Consider the following 21,815-nt stretch of genomic DNA (forward strand, 5'->3'; position numbering starts at 1 on the left):
AGCAGAACAATCCGCTAATTGTGCCTTTTCCATGTAAAACTTCCGATTGTCCCCTTTAAAAATTGTCTCACTGTTCTTATCACAAGAAAACGTTATTCCATTTTTATCCTAACATATTATTAATAGAAAAAAACTAACATTATACTATTTCAGGAATGAATGACACTATCATTATTGTCAACTTAATAAAAAAGGGGTTGACAATATAGTGGAAATAAAATATGATATTTTCAGAAAAGGAAGTAAAAAAAGGAAGCCTAGGTGGGGGGATGCATTGCTTATTGGCATAGCGAAGCAAAAGAACCATCCCGCTGCTTCATTGAGAAGGGGAGGAGTTTTATGAAGTTAAGAGCGATTGATATTACGTTAGCGGCTTTGTTTGCTGCTTTAATGGCAATTGGGGCAAATATTACCTCTTTTATTGTTATTGGTGGAGTACCGATTACATTAACAACTTTTTTTAGTATTTTATCTGGACTTATTTTAGGAAGCAGGTTAGGTGCAATCTCTATGACGGTCTATGCCTTAATTGGACTGGCTGGTGCACCTGTTTTTGCGCAGTTCTCTGGAGGACCATCCTCACTGATCAGTCCAACGTTTGGCTTTATTCTATCTAACATTCTTGTTGCTTATACAGTAGGGAAAATAATTGAAATGAAATCGACTCGTACTAATTTTGTAGTTGCTGCTTTAATTGGATTGACAATTAATTACGTATTTGGCACGAACTGGATGTATTTTGCCTATCAATTATGGTTTGGGGCACCGGAAGGATTCAGCTATGCGATAGCATGGTTATGGATGGTCGCACCATTGCCGAAAGATATAATTTTCTCTGTATTAGCTGGCGGTCTGGCCTATCGAATTCGTGGGAAAGTATATAAAGCAAATAAAGTTGAAAGCCAAACGATTGCTTGACCATTAAATAGTGTATACGTGCAGAAGTTATCATCAGTTGTCCAATCTTAAAAATTGAAATCTATACAGAAAAGGGGAAATAGAAATGTCTATTCATTGGTTTGACATGGCAGAGCGGGTAATTGCTGGAGAGGATATAACAGATGAGGAAGCACTATCTATCCTAAACTGCCCAAATGATCAGCTTCTATTATTGTTGCATGGGTCTTATAAAATCAGGAATCATTATTATGGAAATAAAGTAAAATTAAATATGATTATCAATGCTAAATCAGGGCTTTGCCCGGAAAACTGCGGGTACTGTGCACAATCTTCTTTATCTACTGCACCGGTTCAAAAATATACGATGGTAAATAAAGAAACCTTATTAAAAGGAGCAGAGCAGGCCAATCATATGAATGCGGGAACTTATTGCATTGTTGCCAGTGGCAAAGGGCCAAGCAACAGAGAAGTAGATACTGTTACTTCTGCTGTGAAAGAAATAAAGCAAAAGTATGAATTGAAAGTTTGCGCTTGTATGGGAATACTGAAGCCGGAACAGGCTGAAAAGCTAAAAGAAGCAGGTGTGGATCGATATAATCATAATATTAATACATCAAAAGCACATCATCCGAATATAACAACTTCCCATACTTATGATGACCGTATTTCAACGGTTAATACAGCAAAACGGGCTGGAATTTCTCCATGTTCTGGCGTCATTGTTGGAATGAAGGAAAAGGAAGAAGATGTGATTGATATGGCAAGAAGTCTGAAGGTTCTTGATGCGGATTCGATTCCAGTAAACTTTCTCCATGCAATCGATGGAACACCGCTAGAAGGAACGCACGAATTGGATCCAAGTTATTGCCTAAAAGTATTGGCACTTTTTCGCTATATTAATCCAACCAAAGAAATTCGTATTTCCGGCGGCAGGGAAGTGAATTTAAGAAGCCTACAGCCACTCGGACTATATCCTGCCAATTCTATTTTCGTAGGGGATTATTTAACAACTGCGGGTCAGGAAAGCACCGTTGACCATGAAATGATTGAAGACCTTGGATTTAAAATTGATTATACTCAAGTGCCAGAAAAGGAAAGTTCTCTTGCTTCTTTTTATGAGTAGCCATCATTTTATATAGAAGGAATGTAAATTTTCCATCCTATGTTAATATAGTAATAGTTAAAATGTTGGCGAGGCTATCATGAAGCCCCATCGTTCCTAGGAGGTTGATTTTCATTCCTGTAAATAAAGAGATGGTCATCATAGAAGATTTAATGAAACGAATCGTTATGAAGGAAATGGCACCAGGTTCAAAACTCCCTTCTGAAAATGAACTGGTAGATACATATCAAGTCCCAAGAATGACAGTGAGAAATGCATTAACCAAATTGGAGGAGCGCGGATATATATATTCTAAACAGGGCAAGGGGAGGTATTTAAAAGAGAAATCGATTCAAATCCAGCTACCGCTTACAGGGAAAACAAGTTTTACAGAAAAAATGGAGAAAATGAATTATGATTTAAGAACCGAAAATATATGCTGTCAAAAAATCATCTATGATCCAAAAATATATCAAATCTTACATGCTGATAAAAATGATGCTGTCTATCAAATTGGCAGGCTGCGTTATATTAACGAAGAACCGATTGCTATTCATTATTCGTTTGTAAGTGAAGCGAAATTTCCAAAGATTAAAGATGATGGTCCAATGATTTTTTCGATGTTTTCCTATTATCGTAATCATGGCATTCAGCAATTTGCCAGCACCAAAACACTACTTAGTATTACTTTTCCAACGTCAAAGGAACAGCAGCTGCTTTCCTGTAAAAGTATGGTGCCACTCATTGTGGTAGAAAGTGATTGTATTGATGCTCAAACAAAAAAAGTATTGGAACATACGAAAATATTATATCGTAGTGATCGTTTTAAATACGATATTACTGTGGACAGTTAGAACAAGCGCAATACTCTTAACGAGTGTTGTGCTTGTTTTTTTGTTGCTTAGGAAATTATAAAATGTAAAACCTGTGGATAATTTTTATTACTATAAGTAGCCACATCCAGCTCCAGCGCCCAGCGACTAGCGAGACTTCCTTCACCTCCGTACGATAAAGAAGACTTGCCGATTGGTGAAACCAGAGGCTTAGTCGCACTTATACCCCTGCGGTGAAAGTCAACATCGACTCCCTTCGTTAGTCGTGTTTCCTTTATCTCCTGCGGCAGTGGAATGTTCGATTAAGACCGCTGCTTCGCGCAGCAACATCGAACCACCTGGCATGGCCAGGCGCAGTCCGTACGTCGCTAAACGGGCACTTGCTCCTTTGTTCCGCTTTTGGAAAGTAATGATGAAGCTAATTTTAATGTCTAAAGTATAAGAAAAACTACCACATTCGCTAAAGGACGAGCAAATACGAGTTTTTTTATTATTTACAAAATGTTAATTCCATTTACAAATAATTTATGATTTTTTAATACGCAGCAACTTGGCGACAAGTTACGATGAAATGGAGAAGGAGGTTGCAGCAAAAAATGAAAAGACGAAGGAGAACAGAAATACTTATTCAAGGAGATTCTCATGTTGCAAAAGAATTTGCGGCAAGTATCCTTGAACAATACCCGTGTAATGAAATCATATCCCCAAGGTATGGCCTAACGATGTTGAAGATACGTGAATCAGCTAAAAATTCATTATTCTATCTTGGTGAAGTTCTCGTAACGGAAGCAAAAGTAGAAATTAATCAGCAAATCGGAATAGGCATTGTTGCAGGGATGAAAGATGAGCTCGCTAAACATCTGGCTATTATTGATGCAGCGTATAAAGCGAAATTGCCAATAACAAATGAATGGGAAATACGGCTTTTGGAAGAAGAACAATCCATTCTCAAAAAAAAGGTGAAAAAGCAGGCTGCATTAATGGAAACGAAAGTGAATTTTGAAACGATGGATATTTAATATAGTGGAGTAGGAGGAAATGAAATGCAAATAGATTATGTACATGATTTGCAAGAGGTATACCGTAAAATACTGCATAGCATGTCACGGCCTGGGACTATTTCCACGCTGAAAATAGATTCGGAGCAACAAGACCATCATTTACCTTGTAATCACGCAACTTTTCTTACTATGTTGGCATTATTGGATGCAGAAGTCAGCTTTCATGTTGTATCAGAAGAACATCATAATCTAGCAAATCAATTAGCAGAATATACGTTGGCAAGACACGCTTCTATTGACGAGGCGGATTATGTTCTTGTTCTTCGTGGAACAAAAGAGTCAGAGATTGCCGATGCTATTAAAAAATGTAAAATTGGTACTTTACTAGACCCGCAAACATCAGCCACATGGATATTAGAAAATAATAGTATGATAACCAACGAAAAAAAGTTCATCCTAACAGGTCCAGGGGTACAGCATGAGGTGAATCTCCACCTGGATTGGAATAAACACCTCCTGCAAGAAAGGAATGAAAGAGTAAAAGAATATCCACTGGGTATTGATCTGGTTTTTACGGATGATTATTCCCATATCGCATGTATACCACGAACAACGACAGTAGTAATGGAAGGGATGTGAAGGAATGGGGTATGTCGCTGTAAAAGGTGGGACAAAAGCAATTGAGGCCTCGATCAAGCGCTTAAAATATGAACGGCTTAAGGGACAGGATTCTATCCATGTAGAAACGATATTAGCTACAATGCGTGGTATGGTTGATCAAGTGATGTCAGAGGCCAGTTTATACGATCCGTATCTTGCGGCCCTTGCGATTAAACAGGCGGAAGGAAGTATGGAGGAAGCAGTATTTTTACTCCGTGCCCATCGATCTACATTGCCAAGACTTTATTACAGTCAAACAATGGAAACAGAAAATATGTTTGTTGAACGTCGCATTTCTGCAAGTTTTAAAGATATCCCTGGTGGACAACTCTTAGGAGCAACTTATGACTATACGCACCGTCTTTTGGATTTTCAGTTAATAGAGGAAACGAAATCAGATATAGAGCAATGGCTGAGCGAATATGAGCAGGAAGTAAACTGTTCCAATCCTCAGGAAGAGGTCATTTATTTTCCAAAGGTAGTAGATTATCTCAGAGAAGAAGGTTTGTTTGAAACCAATCCTTTAGAAAATACACCACCTGATGATATTACGAAAAAAAGTCTGCAATTTCCTGCTTCGCGAAGTGAGCGATTGCAAGTCCTGACCCGCGGACAGACTGGTGCCGTTACTTCGCTTGGATATGCCTCCCTAAGAGGTTATGGGCAAGTACATCCAACAGTAGGGGAAGTCCGTGTCGGAAACTTGCCTATTTATGTTTCACCGCCAACGGAAGAAGAAAGTGAGTATGAAGATGACTACTATATTGGCGAGGTAAAGCTGACCGAAGTAGAATCCTTTGTTCCGGTTATGAAACAAAATAACCGAAATAAAAAGGAACTGGAGTTTGAAATTGGATATGGAATTTGCTTTGGACAAAACGAAACAAAAGCAATTGCAATGAGCATTCTGGATCAATGCCTGGATCATCCGGAGGCTCCGTATCCTACTCATGATGAGGAATTTGTCCTCTTACATATTGATTCTGTGGAATCAACTGGTTTTATTTCCCATTTAAAGCTACCCCACTATGTTACATTTCAATCAAAGCTTGACAGTGTCCGTGGTGTGAAACAGGAGGTTGAAAAAGATGAAAACTAAACCGCATTTTGCATTTTTAGATGAAGGGTCGAAAAAGGAGATTCGCCGTACCATCTTAAAAGCAGTTGCTATTCCCGGTTATCAAGTACCATTTGCATCCAGGGAAATGCCGATTGCCCGTGGCTGGGGAACTGGCGGACTGCAAATTACCCTATCACTTATCGGGAAAGAGGATGTGTTGAAGGTCATTGACCAGGGGGCCGATGAATCGGTGAATGCCGTAAGTATTAAAAAACTTGTACAGTCCACAACAGGCGTGGAAATAACAGAGCAAACGGCGGATGCATCCTTGATCCAATCACGACACCGAATTCCTGAGGTTCCTTTAACATATAAGCAGATACTCGTGCTCCAGGTACCGATGCCAGAGCCATTAAGAGTATATGAAGCGAAGGAATATAAGACAAAAATGCTGCATGCGGAACAGGAATACAGTGGAGCTTGGCTGATGTTGTTTGAACAAATTATGAAGTACGGAAAAACATCCACAGATGCAGACCACCCTGTCTATGTGAATGATCGTTATGTGATGGCACCAAGTCCAATACCGCGTTTCGACAATCCAAAAATGAATCAATCTGAAGCACTCATCTTACTGGGAGCCGGTCGCGAAAAGAAAATTTATGCGATCCCACCATTTACCGATGTCACATCCTTGGCTTTTGAGGATTACCCATTTGCCAAGGAAGATTTTACAAACAAGCATTGTTATTTATGTGGAGCAGACGATGTGTTTCTTGATGAATTAATCGATGAACATTCCGGTGAGACCATTTATCAATGCAATGATACAAGCTATTGTATGGAAAGACTGAATTCGAATCAGAAGGAAGAGGTGGGGAGTGTTGATGCATGAACAACCATTGTTGAGCGTTCAGCATTTGAATAAACAATTTGGATCCGGTTGTAGCAAGTGCACTCAGCTTGAAAACAGGGGGCTAACAAAAAATTACTGTCCAAATTGTGGAACGATATATGCTTGTCAGGACATTTCTTTGGAATTGTATTCCGGAGAAATTTTAGGGGTTGTTGGGGAAAGTGGGAGCGGGAAATCCAGCCTGATGAAATGCCTATATTTTGATTCTGACGTAACTTCTGGTGAAGCATATATCGATGACAAGGAGTTAAAGGGGAAAAATCTGTTTGCACTATCCGCACAGAGAAAGCGATATATCCGCAATCATAAATACGGAATGGTGTATCAAAACCCTGTTCATGGATTGAAAATGAATTTTTCTTCGATTGGGAATATCGCAGAAAAATTAATTGCAGCAGGAAACCGGAATGTAGGGGAAATGGAGGCGATTGGTAAAAGCCTTCTTGAGAAAGTACATATTCCAATATATCGAATGAAGGAGGAGCCACAGCATTTCTCGGGAGGAATGCAGCAGCGTGTACAAATAGCCAAGGCATTATCCAATAATCCCCCTGTTTTATTTTTAGATGAAGTAACGACTGGGCTTGATCTGTCCGTTCAGGCAGATGTACTGGATTTAATTAAAAATATCCAGCGGGAACTAGGCATCAGCATGTTGGTGGTTTCCCATGATTTAGCCGTCATTCGAATGCTTGCTGATCGGACAATTGTAATGCTGAATGGCAAGATTATTGAACAGGGGTTGACAGATCAAATTTTAGAAGATCCAGCACATGCATATACGCAGCAATTAGTCTATTCATTGCTATAGGAGGCTCGTTAGCTTTGTTTATTATTCATAATGGGAAAATTGTAACAGAAGAGAAAATATTGGAAGGTTATGCAGTAGTTGTGGAAGGAGAGACAATACAGGAGATTATCCCTGAAAGTGATATTTATCTTAAGCGTGATGCTAACCTCATTGATGCCAAAGGTGGCTATATATCACCAGGGTTTATCGATATACATTCCGATTATATTGAATCCATTGTTTCTCCAAGACCTACTAGTATGATGGATATGGATATCAGTCTAAGGGAAGCGGAGAAGATTCTCATCAGTCACGGGATTACAACAATCTTTCATTCCCTGTCTTTTTACCGCGAGGATGTTGTTACCCATAAGCCGATGCGCTACCCGAAAAATGTGCAGCGGTTGGTGGACGCAATTAATCGAACACATCACCGTATGCACTTAATTCGTCATCGACTCCATGCAAGGTTTGAACTGGACAATATTGATCAGGTGGATAGTCTTATCGAAAATATTAAAAATGATAAAATCCATCTTTTGTCCTTCATGGATCATACCCCAGGACAAGGGCAGTACCGTGATTTGGAGGTGTTTCGCGACACATTAAAAGGTTATCGTAATTTGACAGATGAGGAAGTGAACGTCATCATCGCCGAGCGAAAAAGTAGGGAGCAAATGACGATGGAAAAAATATCGGAAGTAGCAACCTTCGCAATTGATCATGGAATTGCGGTAGCATCCCATGATGATGATAATGTAAAAAGATTAGAGCTTGTAAAGTCCTTTGGAACAACAATCAGTGAATTTCCGATTACGTTAGAAGTTGCTAAAAAGGCCAGAGAATTAGGCTTACATACGATTGTTGGCGCACCGAACGTATTGCTTGGTGGGTCACATTCCGGGAATTTATCGGCTGCTGCAGCAATTAGCTGTCAATGTGCGGACATTTTATGCAGTGATTATTATCCTGCAGCACTATTGCATGCTATTTTTGAATTACATGAGAAATATGGCAATGATCTGCATGGCATGTTTATGATGGTGACATTAAATCCGGCAAAAGCGGTTCGTTTAGACCATGAATTGGGTTCGATTAAGCCGGGGAAAAAAGCGGACATCTTAATTATTGAGCGAATGGATGACGGCTACCCGATGCTAACGACAACCATGGTAAATGGTGCGGTGATGACGACAACCAATTACCGGACGAAATAATAAAGGAGGGGTTTATCGATGTCCATGCTTGAAGTCGTAAACTTGGGAAAAACGTTCACTAATTACCATTTAGGTATAACAAGGCAAGCCGTTCACCACATTCATTTTCAAGTGGAAAAGGGACAATTCATTGGGATTGTTGGCAAAAGCGGAAGCGGGAAATCGACCATTTTAAAAAGTATTTATCGTACGTATTTGCCAGATCAAGGAAATATTTTCTTTGATTCCGAGCGTTTTGGAAGAATTGATGTCACACAAGCAACGGAGAGGCAAATGATATATTTACGTAAACACGAAATAGGCTATGTTTCCCAGTTTTTAAATGTGATGCCAAGGACAACAAGCAGGCAGTTAGTTGAAAAGGAATTACTGGAAATGGGGGAATCAGCTGCAGTTGCAAAGTTAGAGGCTGAAAAAGCACTAACCCATTTTGAGTTGGACAGGGAACTATGGGATACGTTTCCGAATACATTTTCTGGTGGAGAGAGATTACGCTTGAATATTGCGATGGCCACAGTGAAAAAGCCAAGGTTACTGTTGCTTGATGAACCAACAGCCAGTTTGGATAATCAATCAAAAATAAAGGTCCGGCAAGTCATTGAAAAGCTGAAGGACAGTGGGACGACTTTAGTTGGAATTTTTCATGATATCGAATTTATGGAGAATCTTTGTGATCAGGTCTTTGATATGCATTCCAAACAGCTGGCAGTCATAGCGGGCGGTAGTGCGGATGAAAGCTGATTTGCATGTACATAGTCACTATTCCGATGGGGCAGATTCGATTCAGGAAATTTTGAGGAAGGCAAAAGTGAATGGTTTAACACACCTTAGTATCGTAGACCATGACACGGTTGATGGTTTAGAGGCAGCTGTTAATCTTGGGAAAAAGTACGGTATTTCCATCATTCCGGGCATTGAAATCTCTGCCTATGATTTTAAAAGAAAGAGAAAAGTTCATGTTCTTGGTTATAGTTATCGGCCGGAAGCTGTACATATTAAAGCGGTTTGTCAGCCGATTCTTGAAAAAAGGCAGAAACATTCTCTTTGGCAGATTAAACAAATCAACAACTTAGGCTATCGTTTGGATGAACAGGCAATTATGGAAGCCGCGAGACCTGGCCGAACGATTTACAAACAGCATATTATGCATCATTTGACAAATGCCGGTCATGATTCTGTGGAATATAGAGAACTATATCGGAAGCTTTTTAAAAATAATGGTGTTGCGTCAGGCGATATTGAATATGCTGATGTTTTTGAAGTGGTGGAGGCGATCGTAACTGATGGAGGACTAGCCGTAGTTGCCCATCCCGGTCAGTTGGATTCCTATGATCTTATACCAGAACTGGTGGAGAAAGGTTTAGGCGGAATAGAGAAGTACCATTCCGATCATACGGATCTCGATCATCAGCGAGTAGATACGTTAGCAAAGAGGTATAATTTGGTGATGACAGGTGGTACGGATTATCACGGGATTTTTGGAGCGTCTATTAAAATCGGAAAAATTTGCAGTCCTATAAATTTTTTGTTGAAAAAATGTAAATAATCTTAATTATGTGTGAAAAGATGGTAAATTCCCGCACTTTCCATTAGGATTATGATTTAATGAGACTAGCCTTGAAATCAATTTTTTCAGGACAAATTTAAAAAATGAAAAGTATGGAGGGGGAATTGGTAATGCAGAAGAAATGGACTCTATTAATTTTATTGTTTACCTTTACCGCAATGTTGGCAGCTTGTTCAACTGGAAGTGCCGGAGAAGCAGAAGTGGATGATGTCATTGATATTGTTTGGTATCCGAATGAATCCGGAAATGATTTAAAAGGGGCTCGGGATGCCATTGGTAGCGAGATAGCTGAGGCAACTGGCAAAGAAGTAGAACATCATTTAACGACAGATTATGCCATCGCAATTGAAACTATAGTGAATAACAATGCAGACCTTGCATTCATGGGTGCCCAAGGATATATCGAAGCAAATGAACAGAATGACTCCATTCTGCCTATAGCTGTACCAACTGGGCCTTCAGGTACGTTAGATGATGCCATGTATCATAGCTGGTTGGCGGTAAATGTTGACGATCAGGATGATTTCAAAGTAGATGGGGAGTTTTCACTTGATACCATTGAAGGAAAAAGCTTTTCGTTTGTATCCAACAGCTCTACATCTGGATTTGTTGTACCATCATCTACTATTCTTGGACATTTCTCTGATATGGATCTAACAGAGGAAGATTTAATGGAAGGTGGTCCACTGTTTTCACAAGTATTATTTGGTGGTTCTCACCAAGGTTCTGCAGTTAATCTATTAAATGGTAATGCGGATATTGCAGCATTTTGTGATACGTGTGTGGATAACTATGTAGAGGTTGCTGAGGGTGAAGAAAATACGATAGGTGCGGTTTACCGTGTTAAAGATGATGCTGCAGAACCATTCAACACAGTTACTGGAAGTGAATTCATGTTAATGAGTGTAACACCAGTATTGAATGCACCATTTGTTGCAAATATGGATGTATTGGGTCAAGAGGATTATGACAAGATTCAAGAAGTGTTTGCGTCAGATGAGGTAGCAAATAACGAGGAAATTTTTGTACCGAAAGATTCTGATGCAACCGGTTTGTTCTCTAAATCAGAACAGGAAAGATTTGTCCCTGTAGAAGATGAATGGTTTAATCCGATTCGTGAACTTTCTCAAAACTAAAATAAATGATAAGCGATATGGAGTATGCATAACCATTGCATACTCTATATTTCTAAAACTATGAAAAAGGAGTTTCGTTCTATGCCATTATTAAAAGTTGAAGGACTAGGAAAGCTGTACGATGGGGAAACAAAGGTGTTAAGGGACGTTAACTTTGAAGTGGAGGCAGGAGAGTTTCTATCTATTATCGGTCCATCTGGTGCCGGGAAATCAACCTTACTGAGATGTATTAATCGAATGGTTGAGATCAGTGAGGGTAAAGTTATTTTTGATGACTTGGATGTAGGTGAAATGAGGAAAAAAGAATTACGCAAACTGCGAACCAATATTGGGATGATTTTCCAGCATTATAATCTTGTTCCTCGTTTAACTGTCATTGAAAATGTACTTCATGGGCGGTTTGGCTATAAATCTACTTTGCAAGGTGTATTTGCAAGGTTTACGGAGGAAGAGAAAGAACGGGCGTTTTTCTTACTTGACAAGCTTGGGATTGCAGAACATGCATACAAGCGATGTGATCAATTAAGTGGTGGACAGCAACAGCGTGTCGGTATATGCCGTGCATTAATTCAGGAGCCGAAACTCATCCTTTGTGACGAACCGATTGCATCCCTTGATCCAAATTCTTCTAAGGTGATTATGGATTATTTGAAACAGATTAGTACAGAAATGGGAATTACTTGTCTGGTGAATCTCCATCAGGTTGATGTTGCAAAAGAATATGCAGATCGAATCATTGGCTTGAAAAAAGGGGAGATTGTTTTTGATGGTCCAAGCAAATTGCTGTATGAAGATCAGATTGAGAATATCTATGGAATAGAAACGAGAGAATTAATCACGGTTTAAGGGGACAGGTAGCATGAACGAGAAGAAGATACACAAGAACAAATGGCAGACAACGATATTTCTACTTATTATTATTTTCATAACCTACTTATCGACAGCGATAACAGATTTTAACTTCATTGATAGTATAGCAACCATCCCAGCGGCGATTGGATGGATGTTTACCAATCTAATGGTAACCCAGGAATCTATGGCAAAGATGCCGGCCATTATGGAAAAACTTGGTGAAACTATTTTCATGTCGATTGCTGCCACGACATTGGCTGCAGTTGTATCACTTTTTCTTGCCTTATTAGGTTCCAAAACGACGAAAGTGAACAATATATTCAGCATGCTTGCTAGATTTATAGCATCCTTTTCGAGGAATATTCCGGTTGTAGCATGGTCGTTAATTCTCCTCATTTCATTTGGGCAAAATTCGGTAACCGGATTTTTGGCATTGTTTGTTGCTACACTCGGCTTTTTAACAAGAGCGTTTATTGAATCGATTGATGAAGCAAACCAAAGTTCGGTCGAGGCACTTACAGCGACAGGTGCCACTTATTTTCATATTGTCAGTAAAGCCGTTATTCCACAAAGTCTCCCTCAAATGCTCAGTTGGATTTTGTTTATGATTGAGACGAATATCCGTAGTGCCACATTGGTTGGTATTTTAACGGGTACCGGTATTGGATACATGTTTGATTTGTATTATAAGAGCATGAACTATAATGTTGTTGCATTGATTACATTTACCATTGTTATCGCCGTCATTGTCATTGAATTGATATCTAATAAAATACGGAAGGTGATTTTATAATGGAAACAAGTCAAGCAATGAATCAGGCTCTTATGAAAAGGAAAAGAAATGGTCAAATTAATATTAAGTCCGGAAACAAAATCGATTCGGCTGTGAAATGGACCATTTGGGTGCTGACTGTTTTGACAGTAATATCATTTTTCTTCTTTGATTACACGGGTCTTCAGCTGGAACGTGCGATTACAGAGACAGCACATAATTTAAGAGTGATGTTTCTGGAACCCGGATTAAGTCACTTTGGCTGGGGAGAAGCGTTCTATCAGGTTGGGATTACGCTTGGATTAGGTGTTTTAGCAACGGTTTTTGGTGCGATTATAGCTTTATTTCTATCATTGATGGCAGCAGAAAATTTATCCAAGCCTTGGCTCTCCAAAACTATACGTATCATAGTTGCGTTTATCCGTGCAGTACCAACTGTGCTTTGGGTTCTTATTTTCGCGATTGCTGCTGGCCTTGGTAGTGAAGCGGCGGTACTTGGAATGCTGTTCCACTCTGTTGCGTATTTAGTAAAGGCCTTCTCGGAAGCAATTGAAGAAGTGAATCCTGGTATTATTGAAGCATTGCGGGCAACGGGATCCAGCTGGTGGCATATTGTGGTGCATGGTGTCTTACCATCTACATTTACATATTTATTATCCTGGACGTTCCTGCGATTTGAAATTAACTTCTCTGTAGCGGTTGCCATGGGGGCAGCAGCTGGAGCGGGTGGTATCGGATTTGAATTATTTATGGCATCTGGTTTTTATTTTGACTTAAGGGAAGTTGGTTTTATTACGTATGCCATATTGATTATTGCTATCGTTTTAGAGGTTATTTCAACCAGATTGAAGAATCGTTATTTTCCTTCCTCAGTCAAGGCTTAAATAGTTAATGAATTGCCTTAGAAGAAAAAATCCCTTAAATTTATCTTTAAGGGGTTTTTGTCTGCTTAGGAACATATAAAAAATGATAGAGATAATAGAAAGCTAGAAATTTAAAATAGGAACCTATAGAATGAGGAATAAGAATAATGATTGGAGAGGGTTTAGATGGAAAGAAAAAGTATAGCTATTGATATGGATGAAGTTCTTGCTGATACCTTTAAAAAAATACTGAAAACAGCTAATGACTTATTTAACTTATCTATAGATAAAGAGGATGTGAGAGGGAATAAGTTTTGGAATTTATTAAATGAGGAACAGGTTGTAGAGTTAAGGAAAGCAATTAATGCACCTGGTTTTTTTCGTGATTTGGAAGTCATAGATTCTGCAATTCCTGTAGTTAAAGAGCTTTCTGAGCATTATGATATTTACATTGCGACCGCGGCGATGGAAGTGCCAAATTCTTTTATAGACAAATATAATTGGCTAAAGGAGCATTTTCCATTCCTGAACAGCAGCTATTTTATTTTTTGTGGTAATAAGAAAGTGGTAAATGCTGATTATCTAATTGATGATACAGTAAAGCAACTGGATGCTTTTACTGGTGAGGGTATATTATTTAAGACAATCTTCAATGAAAATCTGCAAACCAATCATGTCCAGGTGGATAACTGGAAGGAAGTACTGGAATACTTCAACAGCCTAAGAATATCCGTTTAGGTACCTGTCACTTCCCGGTTTTTGTCGAAAGATGGAGCTATATAAAAAAAGAGGGTGCCTGATTGGCCCCTCTATCAATTACCATGTCATCAAAAAATGTAATCAGAAATTAGTAAGCTTAGAGATTAGTTATTCTTCACTGGATGGTAATAGACATGTTCGGTATAGTCTGTAATAATTCCATCTACATTCATCGCAAATAAACGGTTTGCTTCTTCTTGGGATCTAGACGTGTATGGATAGATTTCCATATCTACTTCATGCACACGGTCGACAAGTTCCTCTGTTACAATGTTCATGTTCGGATTGAAATAATCAGCATATGTTGCGAACTCTGCTAGTTGCTCGTCCGTAACATCGGCCCATGTTACACCAGCTAATACACCATGAGGAATTTGCGGCAATAGTTCTTTTGATTTTTTCATAGATTCATGGTTAAAGGATTGGATGATAATTTTACCATTATTCGTTTGATCCATATTACGTTCCTTTAAAGCTTCGGCAACTTTCTCTTCCATTCCAGGGTATAGTTCCGGTGCTTTAAGCTCTATTAAAATACCAGCTTTACCACGAAAAGCATCTAGTACTTCTTCAAAGGTAGGAATCTTTTCACCAGCATATTCTTCACTAAACCAGCTTCCAGCATCCAATTGTCTAATTTCCTCTAATGTAAAATCACTTACTTGTCCTGTTCCATTCGTTGTACGGTCTACCGTTGTATCATGAATAATTATCAGTTCTCCATCCTCTGTCATTTGAACATCAATTTCAATATAGTCTGCCTTCATTTCAAAGCCCTTTTGGAAAGCAGCCATCGTGTTTTCCGGTGCATGCCCACTTGCACCGCGATGGGCAACATTAATCATTTTCTGCTGCTCTTGCTTTGAAATGGTGCTGTTCTCTGCTGCGAAGGCGGGGGGAGTAAACATCGTCATTGCTATGGTACCAGCCGCCATAAAAGAAAAGAGACGTTTCATTTTCATAAAAATCACTCCTTATATTTTTATTAACTCTATTATAAAAAGTAGATGTGAAGTACGTATTAATAGACTATTAAATATCTATAAGGAAAAATGCGAGAATTGTCCCGCATCCAAAGTATTACCGTTCGACAAATTTCGGGAAGTGACAGGCACCTGAAGGGAACAAAAAAAGATCTAGCTTTGTTTTGAGCTAGATCTTTTAAAACACTATTCTTTTGCGAAGAATGAAACAAGGAAATCCCAAATGGATTGTAGGAATCCCATAAAGGAATTGATTATGTTTTGTCCTTCTTCACTTTGTGCAAATTCAGCAACTTTATCTTTTGCTGTATCAATCGTTTGATTTACTTTATCCCAATCAATATTTAATCCCTTTAACTTATTGAATAGGGAAACCAATTGATCCAATTGTGCATCCGTCAGGGAAATCCCTAATTCTTCAGCTAATCGCTGAATCATAGCCCGAATTTCTTCCTCTGTTTGCGGATTTTGTTCTGCCATTTCCGTCTTGATTAGGTTCATTAGTTCTACCGCTTTATCTTCACCAATATTTTCATCTTCAGATAGTTCAGCTGTAACTACCATTTCTTCGTTGGCAGCTTGCTTCATATCCTCATCGATTGTTTCGCCTGTAGAAACCTCATAAGCTTTAAAAATCCCTGTTAATGCTCCTGTACCGGATACCGTAAATGGTGCAGTAACATAAATTTCTGCATCGGTTACTCCAGCAGTAGCTAAAGGATTGATATACATTTCCTCTGTAATATAGTTGATATTATTCGTTTCAACAGCTAAACCAGTATCTGCTTCCCCGAAGGTAATTCTTGCAGAGGAGATTGCTCTGCTTCCAATTTGTGCTGCAGGGATATAATCACCCAAATATTGATGTTCTTCTTCGTTTGTTACATATACAATTTGTACATTATTCTCATTTTCAATACCCATATCTTCTAAAACAGTTTGTTTCTGTTCTTCGGTTAAGTCCTCGCCAAGAGTTACAATCACATCACCTGGGACAGCATCAGCGCTAATTACTGGTGATAACATAAATAGCAGCATGGTAACAGAAAATAACACGATTCCAATCTTATGAGCTGTTTTTTTCAATGTAAAAACACCCTTCCTTCTTTAAAACATGTCTTAAAGTAATCGTACCACATTCATTATATATTTTTCTTTCAAAAATGGAAAATTTATATACGCAATAATTTCTATTTACTACTATTCATAAATCAACTCCTATATCTGTTTACGCATTAGGTAAAGTATAAAATTTTAGTCAAGCGTTTGGACGTAGTTACAATTTTAACGTCCTTTTAACCTCCTAAGAATAAGGAATTCATTCCCTAAAAGGCGAGCTAATGTTTTTTTCTAATAGATTATTAATTTTACTTATGAATTAATATACGCGAATGAACGAAAAAAATAGAACTAAAAATAGTATTATCATTCATTTTTACAAAATGTTAAAACGACTAAATAGTTTAAAACATGTCCAAGCTATGAATAAATTTAATAGGGTTTTGAGGTGATTTATTTGAAAAAGTCAACCTATCTTAGTTTGCTGGGAACTATGTTTCTACTAGGAATGATAATAGGTTTTTTGCTGTATGTTAATACTAGCCAAGACAACGAGGAAGTGTTCGAGGGGGGAAATCAGAATTCCTATCAGAAGGAAGTGATTGTAATGGAGGTGACTGGGGAAGTAGTGGCTCCTGCTGATGGAAGTATCCAAGGGATCATTTATCACGTGATTAACTGGCTGTAAGACCCTTAATGAGAAGAATTCGAGATACATCAAGAATTATAAGTGGGGGACGGGTAGCCAGTAAACTCCTGATTCGTTCAGAGGCCTGCTGGTCTCTCCTTGTGGTACTAACAATCAGTGGGGGGGAAACTCCACTGATTGAAGGTTCACTTTATTTATTCACTGGACGATGAACGAAGGTGGCAGTATGTACACCAGAAAAGGATAAAACTTTAGTTTGGAATAGGGTTCTTCGTAGTTTAATTTTTACCGTTACTAGTAAGAAAAACGAATACATTTGAGTTTGTTTTGTTGTAAGTTGATTCAGTAAAGTTGCGTTCTTCGCAAAACTGTACAAATGTAAGAAGATGATAAAAGTAGAAAATCTCAAAAAAACCTAAAGGTTGTTTTGGTAAAATATGTAAAGAGGTCCAAGGTTCCCGAATGAGTCCGGTCTAGCATTAAAACTGTCCCCAGACTTCATACAGCGGTATATTTATGGTTAATGATAGCGTAGATGATTTTTTTTGCGAAATCTTTAATTTGTGAACTTTTCCGGTATTGAACATAGACCTTATTCGGGATGTTATAAACTTCTTCTATACTCCGAGCTTCTATGTATGATTTATACCTGTTGTCCAACCCTAATTCAGGAATGATTCCAATTCCAATCCCATTGGAAACTGCTTGCATAAGCATTTCATTGTTATCCACATCAATACGGATGGCATTAGCTACACGGATGAGTTTTTGATCAATCAATTTCCAAAGTGCAGATTTTCTTCTATAGCTAATAATCGTTTCACCATTTAAATCTTCCAATTGAAGATGGGATTTTTGACATAATGGATGCGTGCGGGGCAAAACAATAACAAGATTATTATCAAATAAATATTCGGATAGGATATCCTGATTATTGGAAAGAACATCTCTTGTAAAAACCAAATCCACTTCCCCGGCCAAAATCATTTCATTCAAACTGACAGAATCATATCCTTCCAGCACTTGAATATCTATTTCCCCAATTGATTTAATTGTTTTTAGAAGCTCGACAATAAAAGAATAGGAGTAACCAGGAGAGAACCCAACTTTGATGTTTGGGTCTTTTACCATGTTTGCAATTTCTTTGGAATGCCTCATATAGATTAATATATTTTTTGCATATTCAATAAACATATTACCTTCTTTTGTTAAAAAGATTTCATGTCCAACTCTTTTAAATAGATTACATTGCAAAATATCTTCTAATGCTTTTATTCGTGAAGTAATCGTTGGTTGTGTAACATTTAGAACAACTGCTGCTTTGGAATAGCTTTTATATTCGGCAACCGTAAGAAAAGTCTGTAATTGGTCCTCATTCATAATTAGTTCCTCCTGCCCCGCTTATTCTATAATCCATGCTAGCCCCTTAAAGAAAACGGTTACAAATTATAGTGAATTTATTGGTAAATGGGTATAAGTTAAGTCTATTTAAAAAGATATAAAATTGTCAAATGAAATGACAGAAAAATTATATTATAAGTTATATTTGGAATAATGAGTATAAAATTATTTTTGGAATTGCTTACAAAATCAAAAAATAATCAATTGGTTTCTGAATTGTCAGTCTAATATAATAAAAAGTAAGCAAGAACCACTGGCAAATCAATTTTTCTAATAAAAAGGTTAATAAAGGAGTGATTCTTCCTGTCAAAAATGTAAGTGTTTACGTAATTTGTTTAGAAGCTTTTTAGTGTCAATGGAATAATAAAATGCTCTAAGTTACCAGAAGAAAAGTAAAGTTAGAAATGGAGGGTATTTAATGAGTCGTCAATTAGTTAAAGACAATATGGAAAAGCATGAGTTTCTTGTTCATCGAAGCGTATTTTCCGATAGAGAAATACTAGCAAGAGAACGAGCGGAAATTTTTAATAAATGCTGGTTATTTATCGGTCATGAAACAGAAATTCCTAATGTTGGTGATTATAAGCGGAAAAAAGTAGGAGGACGCAATCTATTATTTGTACACAGCCAGGATGGAGAAATAAGGGCACTTTACAATACATGCCCACATCGCGGTGCCCTTGTATGCCGGGAAAACGAAGGGAATTCACGGGCTTTCCGCTGTTTCTATCATGCGTGGAGTTTTACGAATGACGGAAAGTTAGCAGGTATGCCGGGAAAAGATGGGTTCCCTGAAGATTTTAATGCAGACGGTACGAAAGATATGAAAGCGGTTAATAGACTGGAAAGCTATCGTGGCTTTGTATTTGTTAACTTTGACGATAACGCCATTTCCCTGGATGAGTATTTAGGAAATGCGAAAGAATATATTGATCTTGTAGTTGACCAATCTGAATCTGGTCTCGAAGTGTTAGGTGGGGTTCAGCAATATAGTGTAAGGGCAAATTGGAAGTTATTGGCAGAGAATAGTGTGGACCTGTATCATGGCATGCCTACACACAAAACCTATTTTGATATTAAGCAGTCACAGGATCCGGGGATTAAGCGCATTCAATTAGAAGGAAGAGGCATCGATTTAGGCAATGGGCATGCGGTAATGGAATATGTTGCACCATGGGGAAGACCAGTTGCTCAGTGGACACCAATCTGGAGCGAGGATTTAAAACGGGACATGGAAAAAATGAAAGAAAAATTAAAGGAGCGCTTTGGTGAGGAACGTGCTGATCGGATAGCCAACTACAACAGGAATATTATCATTTTTCCGAATTTAGTTATAAATGATATTATGGCAGTTACAGCAAGGACGTTTTATCCAACATCCCCAGGATATATGGAAGTTTCCGGATATGCCTTAGCACCTATAGGTGAAGATAAGGAACATCGGATGGCAAGAAATAATAACTTCCTGGAGTTTTTAGGGCCAGGCGGTTTTGCAACACCTGATGATAATGAAGCACTGGAATTATGCCAGGAAGCCTATACGAATAACACAGAAGTAGAGTGGAATGACATTTCCAAAGGCATGGTAAGAGGGGAAGAAAATGCATTAGCAACAGATGAGCTGCAAATGCGGAGCTTCTGGAGACAGTACAATAAGATATTACAGGAATCCTTTAATAGAGAAAAGGAGGTTGCCCATCAATGACGGTAACTGCTGTAACGCGTCAGGATGTTGTTGATTTTCTATATAAAGAAGCGAAATTGTTGGATGAATGGAAATTAAAGGAATGGGCTGCACTGTTCACAGACGATGGAACATATACGGTACCTCCAATCGGTGAGCCGGATGCAACGGCTACTGAATCCCTTTTCTATGTGCATGATAACCGACAACGTCTACAAGAACGGGCGGAAAGGCTCTTAAAGAAAGAAGCACATGTAGAATACCCACATTCTACGACACTAAGAAACTATCACAACATTTTAGTGGATAACATTAATTCTGAAGTGATTAACGTGGAGTGCAATTTTACAACACATCGGACCAAACGGGAAGTGGTCGATATGTTTATTGGAAAGCTTGAGTATGAAATTGTACAGCAAGGTAACGAGCTTGCCATTAAAAGTAAGAAAGTCATTTTACATTTAGACAGTTTACGACCTCAGGGCAAAATCAGTCTAATTCTATAATAGTAATGTCATCATGGAAGGTGGTGTGTAGATGATTAACGGTGATAAAGTGTATGATATGACCATTATTGGCGGTGGTCCTGTAGGCTTATTTACGGCTTTTTATGCAGGAATGCGTCAAGCATCCGTAAAGGTTATTGAAAGTTTACCACAATTAGGTGGTCAGCTTACTGCATTGTATCCGGATAAATATGTGTATGATGTAGCTGGATTTCCTAAGATTAAAGCCGGTCAATTAGTGGATCGACTAATGGACCAAATGGAACAATTTGAAAATGAAATATGCTTGGATGAAGAAGTAAAAGAAGTAACTAAGGAAGATGAGATTTTTCGAATAACAACTAGTAAGCAGGTTCATTACTCAAAAACGATTATTATTACTGCAGGTAATGGAGCATTTAAGCCGAGAACAATGAATTTGGCAAATGAAGAACAATTTGAAGGAAAGAATCTTCACTATCGTATAGAAAATATCAATGATTTTGCCAATAAAGAAGTCGTTGTTTTTGGTGGTGGTGACTCAGCAGTAGACTGGGCTTTAATGCTGGAGGGGTTAGCATCTAAAGTAACCATTGTTCATCGCAGAGACCGATTTCGAGCACATGAGCATAGTGTGAATCTTTTGAAGGAATCTTCTGTGGAAATCGTTACACCGTTTGTACCTGCTGAAATCAATGGTGAGTCGAGAATTGAATCCATAAAACTGAAGCAAACACGGGGCAGTGAATTTTTGGATTTAGCTGCTGATGAGTATCTAGTGAACTATGGTTTTGTTTCTAACTTAGGTCCAATTAATAATTGGAAATTGGCGATTGAAAATAACTCGATTCTAGTAAATTCTAAAGCGGAAACAAATATTCCAGGGATTTATGCAGTTGGAGATATCTCTACGTATCAAGGGAAGGTTAAATTAATGGCGACTGGCTTTGGTGAGGCACCGATTGCAGTCAGTAATGCAAAGGTTTACATTGATCCAAATGAATCCTTGCATTCCGCTCATAGTACATCGATTATGAGCCGGGAAGAAAAGAAGAAGAAAAAGAAAAAGAAAAAGGGAGCATTCACACATTAAAAATCATTTCTGTGAACGTTCTTATCCGGGAAA

Annotated in this window: 23 protein-coding genes; 20 read left to right on the top strand and 3 right to left on the bottom strand. The window is 38.3% G+C overall.

All coding sequences use genetic code 11. The features are described from left to right. The first annotated feature begins 339 nt into the window (after positions 1 to 339). The 16 genes from GMJ66_RS03410 to GMJ66_RS03485 all read left to right on the top strand — a co-directional run bounded on the left by GMJ66_RS03410 (position 340) and on the right by GMJ66_RS03485 (position 14,407). Positions 340 to 918, top strand: a complete 579-nt coding sequence (locus GMJ66_RS03410; protein WP_156288930.1) for a biotin transporter BioY — start codon at positions 340 to 342, stop codon at positions 916 to 918. Positions 919 to 1,003: 85 nt separating this feature from the next. Then, positions 1,004 to 2,023, top strand: a complete 1,020-nt coding sequence (gene bioB, locus GMJ66_RS03415) for a biotin synthase BioB (RefSeq protein ID WP_156288931.1) — start codon at positions 1,004 to 1,006, stop codon at positions 2,021 to 2,023. A 104-nt stretch (positions 2,024 to 2,127) separates the two neighbouring features. Next, positions 2,128 to 2,856, top strand: a complete 729-nt coding sequence (locus GMJ66_RS03420; protein WP_331279657.1) for a GntR family transcriptional regulator — start codon at positions 2,128 to 2,130, stop codon at positions 2,854 to 2,856. Positions 2,857 to 3,431: 575 nt separating this feature from the next. After that, on the top strand, positions 3,432 to 3,854 hold the full coding sequence (phnG, locus tag GMJ66_RS03425) for a phosphonate C-P lyase system protein PhnG (protein ID WP_156288932.1): 423 nt from the start codon (positions 3,432 to 3,434) through the stop codon (positions 3,852 to 3,854). Positions 3,855 to 3,878: 24 nt separating this feature from the next. Beyond that, positions 3,879 to 4,475 (top strand): phosphonate C-P lyase system protein PhnH, encoded by a 597-nt coding sequence (gene phnH, locus GMJ66_RS03430; protein ID WP_156288933.1) that lies wholly within the window; start codon positions 3,879 to 3,881, stop codon positions 4,473 to 4,475. 4 nt (positions 4,476 to 4,479) lie between these two features. Further along, positions 4,480 to 5,595, top strand: coding sequence for a carbon-phosphorus lyase complex subunit PhnI (locus GMJ66_RS03435; RefSeq protein ID WP_156288934.1), 1,116 nt, complete (start codon positions 4,480 to 4,482; stop codon positions 5,593 to 5,595). Then, a complete protein-coding gene (locus GMJ66_RS03440) occupies positions 5,585 to 6,451 on the top strand; it encodes an alpha-D-ribose 1-methylphosphonate 5-phosphate C-P-lyase PhnJ (protein ID WP_156288935.1) in 867 nt (288 codons plus the stop codon). Before GMJ66_RS03435 ends, GMJ66_RS03440 begins: the two co-directional genes overlap by 11 nt. Beyond that, positions 6,444 to 7,283, top strand: coding sequence for an ATP-binding cassette domain-containing protein (locus tag GMJ66_RS03445; protein ID WP_156288936.1), 840 nt, complete (start codon positions 6,444 to 6,446; stop codon positions 7,281 to 7,283). Before GMJ66_RS03440 ends, GMJ66_RS03445 begins: the two co-directional genes overlap by 8 nt. 14 nt (positions 7,284 to 7,297) lie before the next feature. After that, entirely contained in the window at positions 7,298 to 8,479 is a 1,182-nt protein-coding gene (gene phnM, locus GMJ66_RS03450) for a phosphonate metabolism protein PhnM (RefSeq protein ID WP_156288937.1), read from the top strand. An 18-nt stretch (positions 8,480 to 8,497) separates the two neighbouring features. Further along, on the top strand, positions 8,498 to 9,220 hold the full coding sequence (gene phnL, locus GMJ66_RS03455) for a phosphonate C-P lyase system protein PhnL (protein WP_156288938.1): 723 nt from the start codon (positions 8,498 to 8,500) through the stop codon (positions 9,218 to 9,220). Further along, entirely contained in the window at positions 9,210 to 10,025 is an 816-nt protein-coding gene (locus GMJ66_RS03460; RefSeq protein WP_156288939.1) for a PHP domain-containing protein, read from the top strand. The genes phnL and GMJ66_RS03460 overlap by 11 nt, the downstream gene beginning before the upstream one ends. A 131-nt stretch (positions 10,026 to 10,156) precedes the next feature. After that, positions 10,157 to 11,182: a PhnD/SsuA/transferrin family substrate-binding protein gene (locus GMJ66_RS03465; RefSeq protein ID WP_156288940.1), complete on the top strand. Its 1,026-nt coding sequence runs from the start codon at positions 10,157 to 10,159 to the stop codon at positions 11,180 to 11,182. An 81-nt stretch (positions 11,183 to 11,263) separates the two neighbouring features. After that, positions 11,264 to 12,028 (top strand): phosphonate ABC transporter ATP-binding protein, encoded by a 765-nt coding sequence (gene phnC, locus GMJ66_RS03470; protein WP_156288941.1) that lies wholly within the window; start codon positions 11,264 to 11,266, stop codon positions 12,026 to 12,028. 13 nt (positions 12,029 to 12,041) lie between these two features. Beyond that, positions 12,042 to 12,827, top strand: coding sequence for a phosphonate ABC transporter, permease protein PhnE (phnE, locus tag GMJ66_RS03475; RefSeq protein WP_156288942.1), 786 nt, complete (start codon positions 12,042 to 12,044; stop codon positions 12,825 to 12,827). After that, the gene (locus GMJ66_RS03480; RefSeq protein ID WP_156288943.1) at positions 12,827 to 13,690 is read left to right on the top strand and encodes a phosphate/phosphonate ABC transporter permease; all 864 of its coding nucleotides are present in this window, start codon (positions 12,827 to 12,829) and stop codon (positions 13,688 to 13,690) included. Before phnE ends, GMJ66_RS03480 begins: the two co-directional genes overlap by 1 nt. Positions 13,691 to 13,855: 165 nt before the next feature. After that, on the top strand, positions 13,856 to 14,407 hold the full coding sequence (locus GMJ66_RS03485) for a 5' nucleotidase, NT5C type (RefSeq protein ID WP_156288944.1): 552 nt from the start codon (positions 13,856 to 13,858) through the stop codon (positions 14,405 to 14,407). A gap of 125 nt (positions 14,408 to 14,532) precedes the next feature. Here the strand turns inward: GMJ66_RS03485 and GMJ66_RS03490 are convergent, their stop codons facing one another. Together GMJ66_RS03490 and GMJ66_RS03495 are read right to left on the bottom strand one after the other, a co-directional pair. Further along, a complete protein-coding gene (locus tag GMJ66_RS03490) occupies positions 14,533 to 15,384 on the bottom strand; it encodes a glycerophosphodiester phosphodiesterase (RefSeq protein WP_156289008.1) in 852 nt (283 codons plus the stop codon). A 213-nt stretch (positions 15,385 to 15,597) separates the two neighbouring features. Continuing rightward, on the bottom strand, positions 15,598 to 16,497 hold the full coding sequence (locus tag GMJ66_RS03495) for a DUF1002 domain-containing protein (RefSeq protein WP_231514800.1): 900 nt from the start codon (positions 16,495 to 16,497) through the stop codon (positions 15,598 to 15,600). 430 nt (positions 16,498 to 16,927) lie between these two features. Here GMJ66_RS03495 and GMJ66_RS03500 point away from each other — a divergent pair, with 430 nt between their 5' ends. Further along, entirely contained in the window at positions 16,928 to 17,158 is a 231-nt protein-coding gene (locus tag GMJ66_RS03500; RefSeq protein WP_156288945.1) for a hypothetical protein, read from the top strand. A gap of 459 nt (positions 17,159 to 17,617) precedes the next feature. On the opposite strand, the gene GMJ66_RS03505 is transcribed toward GMJ66_RS03500, so the two are convergent. Continuing rightward, positions 17,618 to 18,499 (bottom strand): LysR family transcriptional regulator, encoded by an 882-nt coding sequence (locus GMJ66_RS03505; RefSeq protein ID WP_156288946.1) that lies wholly within the window; start codon positions 18,497 to 18,499, stop codon positions 17,618 to 17,620. Positions 18,500 to 18,938: 439 nt separating this feature from the next. On the opposite strand from GMJ66_RS03505, the gene GMJ66_RS03510 reads away from it, so the two are divergent. From GMJ66_RS03510 to GMJ66_RS03520, 3 genes are read left to right on the top strand one after another with little or no spacing between them, the layout of a single operon-like run. Continuing rightward, positions 18,939 to 20,225: an aromatic ring-hydroxylating oxygenase subunit alpha gene (locus GMJ66_RS03510; RefSeq protein ID WP_156288947.1), complete on the top strand. Its 1,287-nt coding sequence runs from the start codon at positions 18,939 to 18,941 to the stop codon at positions 20,223 to 20,225. Beyond that, positions 20,222 to 20,710, top strand: a complete 489-nt coding sequence (locus tag GMJ66_RS03515) for an aromatic-ring-hydroxylating dioxygenase subunit beta (protein WP_156288948.1) — start codon at positions 20,222 to 20,224, stop codon at positions 20,708 to 20,710. Before GMJ66_RS03510 ends, GMJ66_RS03515 begins: the two co-directional genes overlap by 4 nt. A gap of 31 nt (positions 20,711 to 20,741) precedes the next feature. After that, the gene (locus GMJ66_RS03520; protein ID WP_156288949.1) at positions 20,742 to 21,782 is read left to right on the top strand and encodes an NAD(P)/FAD-dependent oxidoreductase; all 1,041 of its coding nucleotides are present in this window, start codon (positions 20,742 to 20,744) and stop codon (positions 21,780 to 21,782) included. Positions 21,783 to 21,815: the final 33 nt, after the last annotated feature.

The organism is Oceanobacillus salinisoli, assembly GCF_009733865.1.
GTDB lineage: Bacteria > Bacillota > Bacilli > Bacillales > Amphibacillaceae > Oceanobacillus > Oceanobacillus salinisoli.

What these genes read in the sequence shown, in the direction of transcription:
- GMJ66_RS03410 (WP_156288930.1), top strand. Translation starts at nt 340, where the DNA reads ATGAAGTTAAGAGCGATTGATATTACGTTAGCGGCTTTGTTTGCTGCT.
- bioB (WP_156288931.1), top strand. Translation starts at nt 1,004, where the DNA reads ATGTCTATTCATTGGTTTGACATGGCAGAGCGGGTAATTGCTGGAGAG.
- phnG (WP_156288932.1), top strand. Translation starts at nt 3,432, where the DNA reads ATGAAAAGACGAAGGAGAACAGAAATACTTATTCAAGGAGATTCTCAT.
- phnH (WP_156288933.1), top strand. Translation starts at nt 3,879, where the DNA reads ATGCAAATAGATTATGTACATGATTTGCAAGAGGTATACCGTAAAATA.
- GMJ66_RS03435 (WP_156288934.1), top strand. Translation starts at nt 4,480, where the DNA reads ATGGGGTATGTCGCTGTAAAAGGTGGGACAAAAGCAATTGAGGCCTCG.
- GMJ66_RS03440 (WP_156288935.1), top strand. Translation starts at nt 5,585, where the DNA reads ATGAAAACTAAACCGCATTTTGCATTTTTAGATGAAGGGTCGAAAAAG.
- GMJ66_RS03445 (WP_156288936.1), top strand. Translation starts at nt 6,444, where the DNA reads ATGCATGAACAACCATTGTTGAGCGTTCAGCATTTGAATAAACAATTT.
- phnL (WP_156288938.1), top strand. Translation starts at nt 8,498, where the DNA reads ATGTCCATGCTTGAAGTCGTAAACTTGGGAAAAACGTTCACTAATTAC.
- GMJ66_RS03460 (WP_156288939.1), top strand. Translation starts at nt 9,210, where the DNA reads ATGAAAGCTGATTTGCATGTACATAGTCACTATTCCGATGGGGCAGAT.
- GMJ66_RS03465 (WP_156288940.1), top strand. Translation starts at nt 10,157, where the DNA reads ATGCAGAAGAAATGGACTCTATTAATTTTATTGTTTACCTTTACCGCA.
- phnC (WP_156288941.1), top strand. Translation starts at nt 11,264, where the DNA reads ATGCCATTATTAAAAGTTGAAGGACTAGGAAAGCTGTACGATGGGGAA.
- phnE (WP_156288942.1), top strand. Translation starts at nt 12,042, where the DNA reads ATGAACGAGAAGAAGATACACAAGAACAAATGGCAGACAACGATATTT.
- GMJ66_RS03480 (WP_156288943.1), top strand. Translation starts at nt 12,827, where the DNA reads ATGGAAACAAGTCAAGCAATGAATCAGGCTCTTATGAAAAGGAAAAGA.
- GMJ66_RS03485 (WP_156288944.1), top strand. Translation starts at nt 13,856, where the DNA reads ATGGAAAGAAAAAGTATAGCTATTGATATGGATGAAGTTCTTGCTGAT.
- GMJ66_RS03490 (WP_156289008.1), bottom strand. Translation starts at nt 15,384, where the DNA reads ATGAAACGTCTCTTTTCTTTTATGGCGGCTGGTACCATAGCAATGACG.
- GMJ66_RS03505 (WP_156288946.1), bottom strand. Translation starts at nt 18,499, where the DNA reads ATGAATGAGGACCAATTACAGACTTTTCTTACGGTTGCCGAATATAAA.
- GMJ66_RS03510 (WP_156288947.1), top strand. Translation starts at nt 18,939, where the DNA reads ATGAGTCGTCAATTAGTTAAAGACAATATGGAAAAGCATGAGTTTCTT.
- GMJ66_RS03515 (WP_156288948.1), top strand. Translation starts at nt 20,222, where the DNA reads ATGACGGTAACTGCTGTAACGCGTCAGGATGTTGTTGATTTTCTATAT.
- GMJ66_RS03520 (WP_156288949.1), top strand. Translation starts at nt 20,742, where the DNA reads ATGATTAACGGTGATAAAGTGTATGATATGACCATTATTGGCGGTGGT.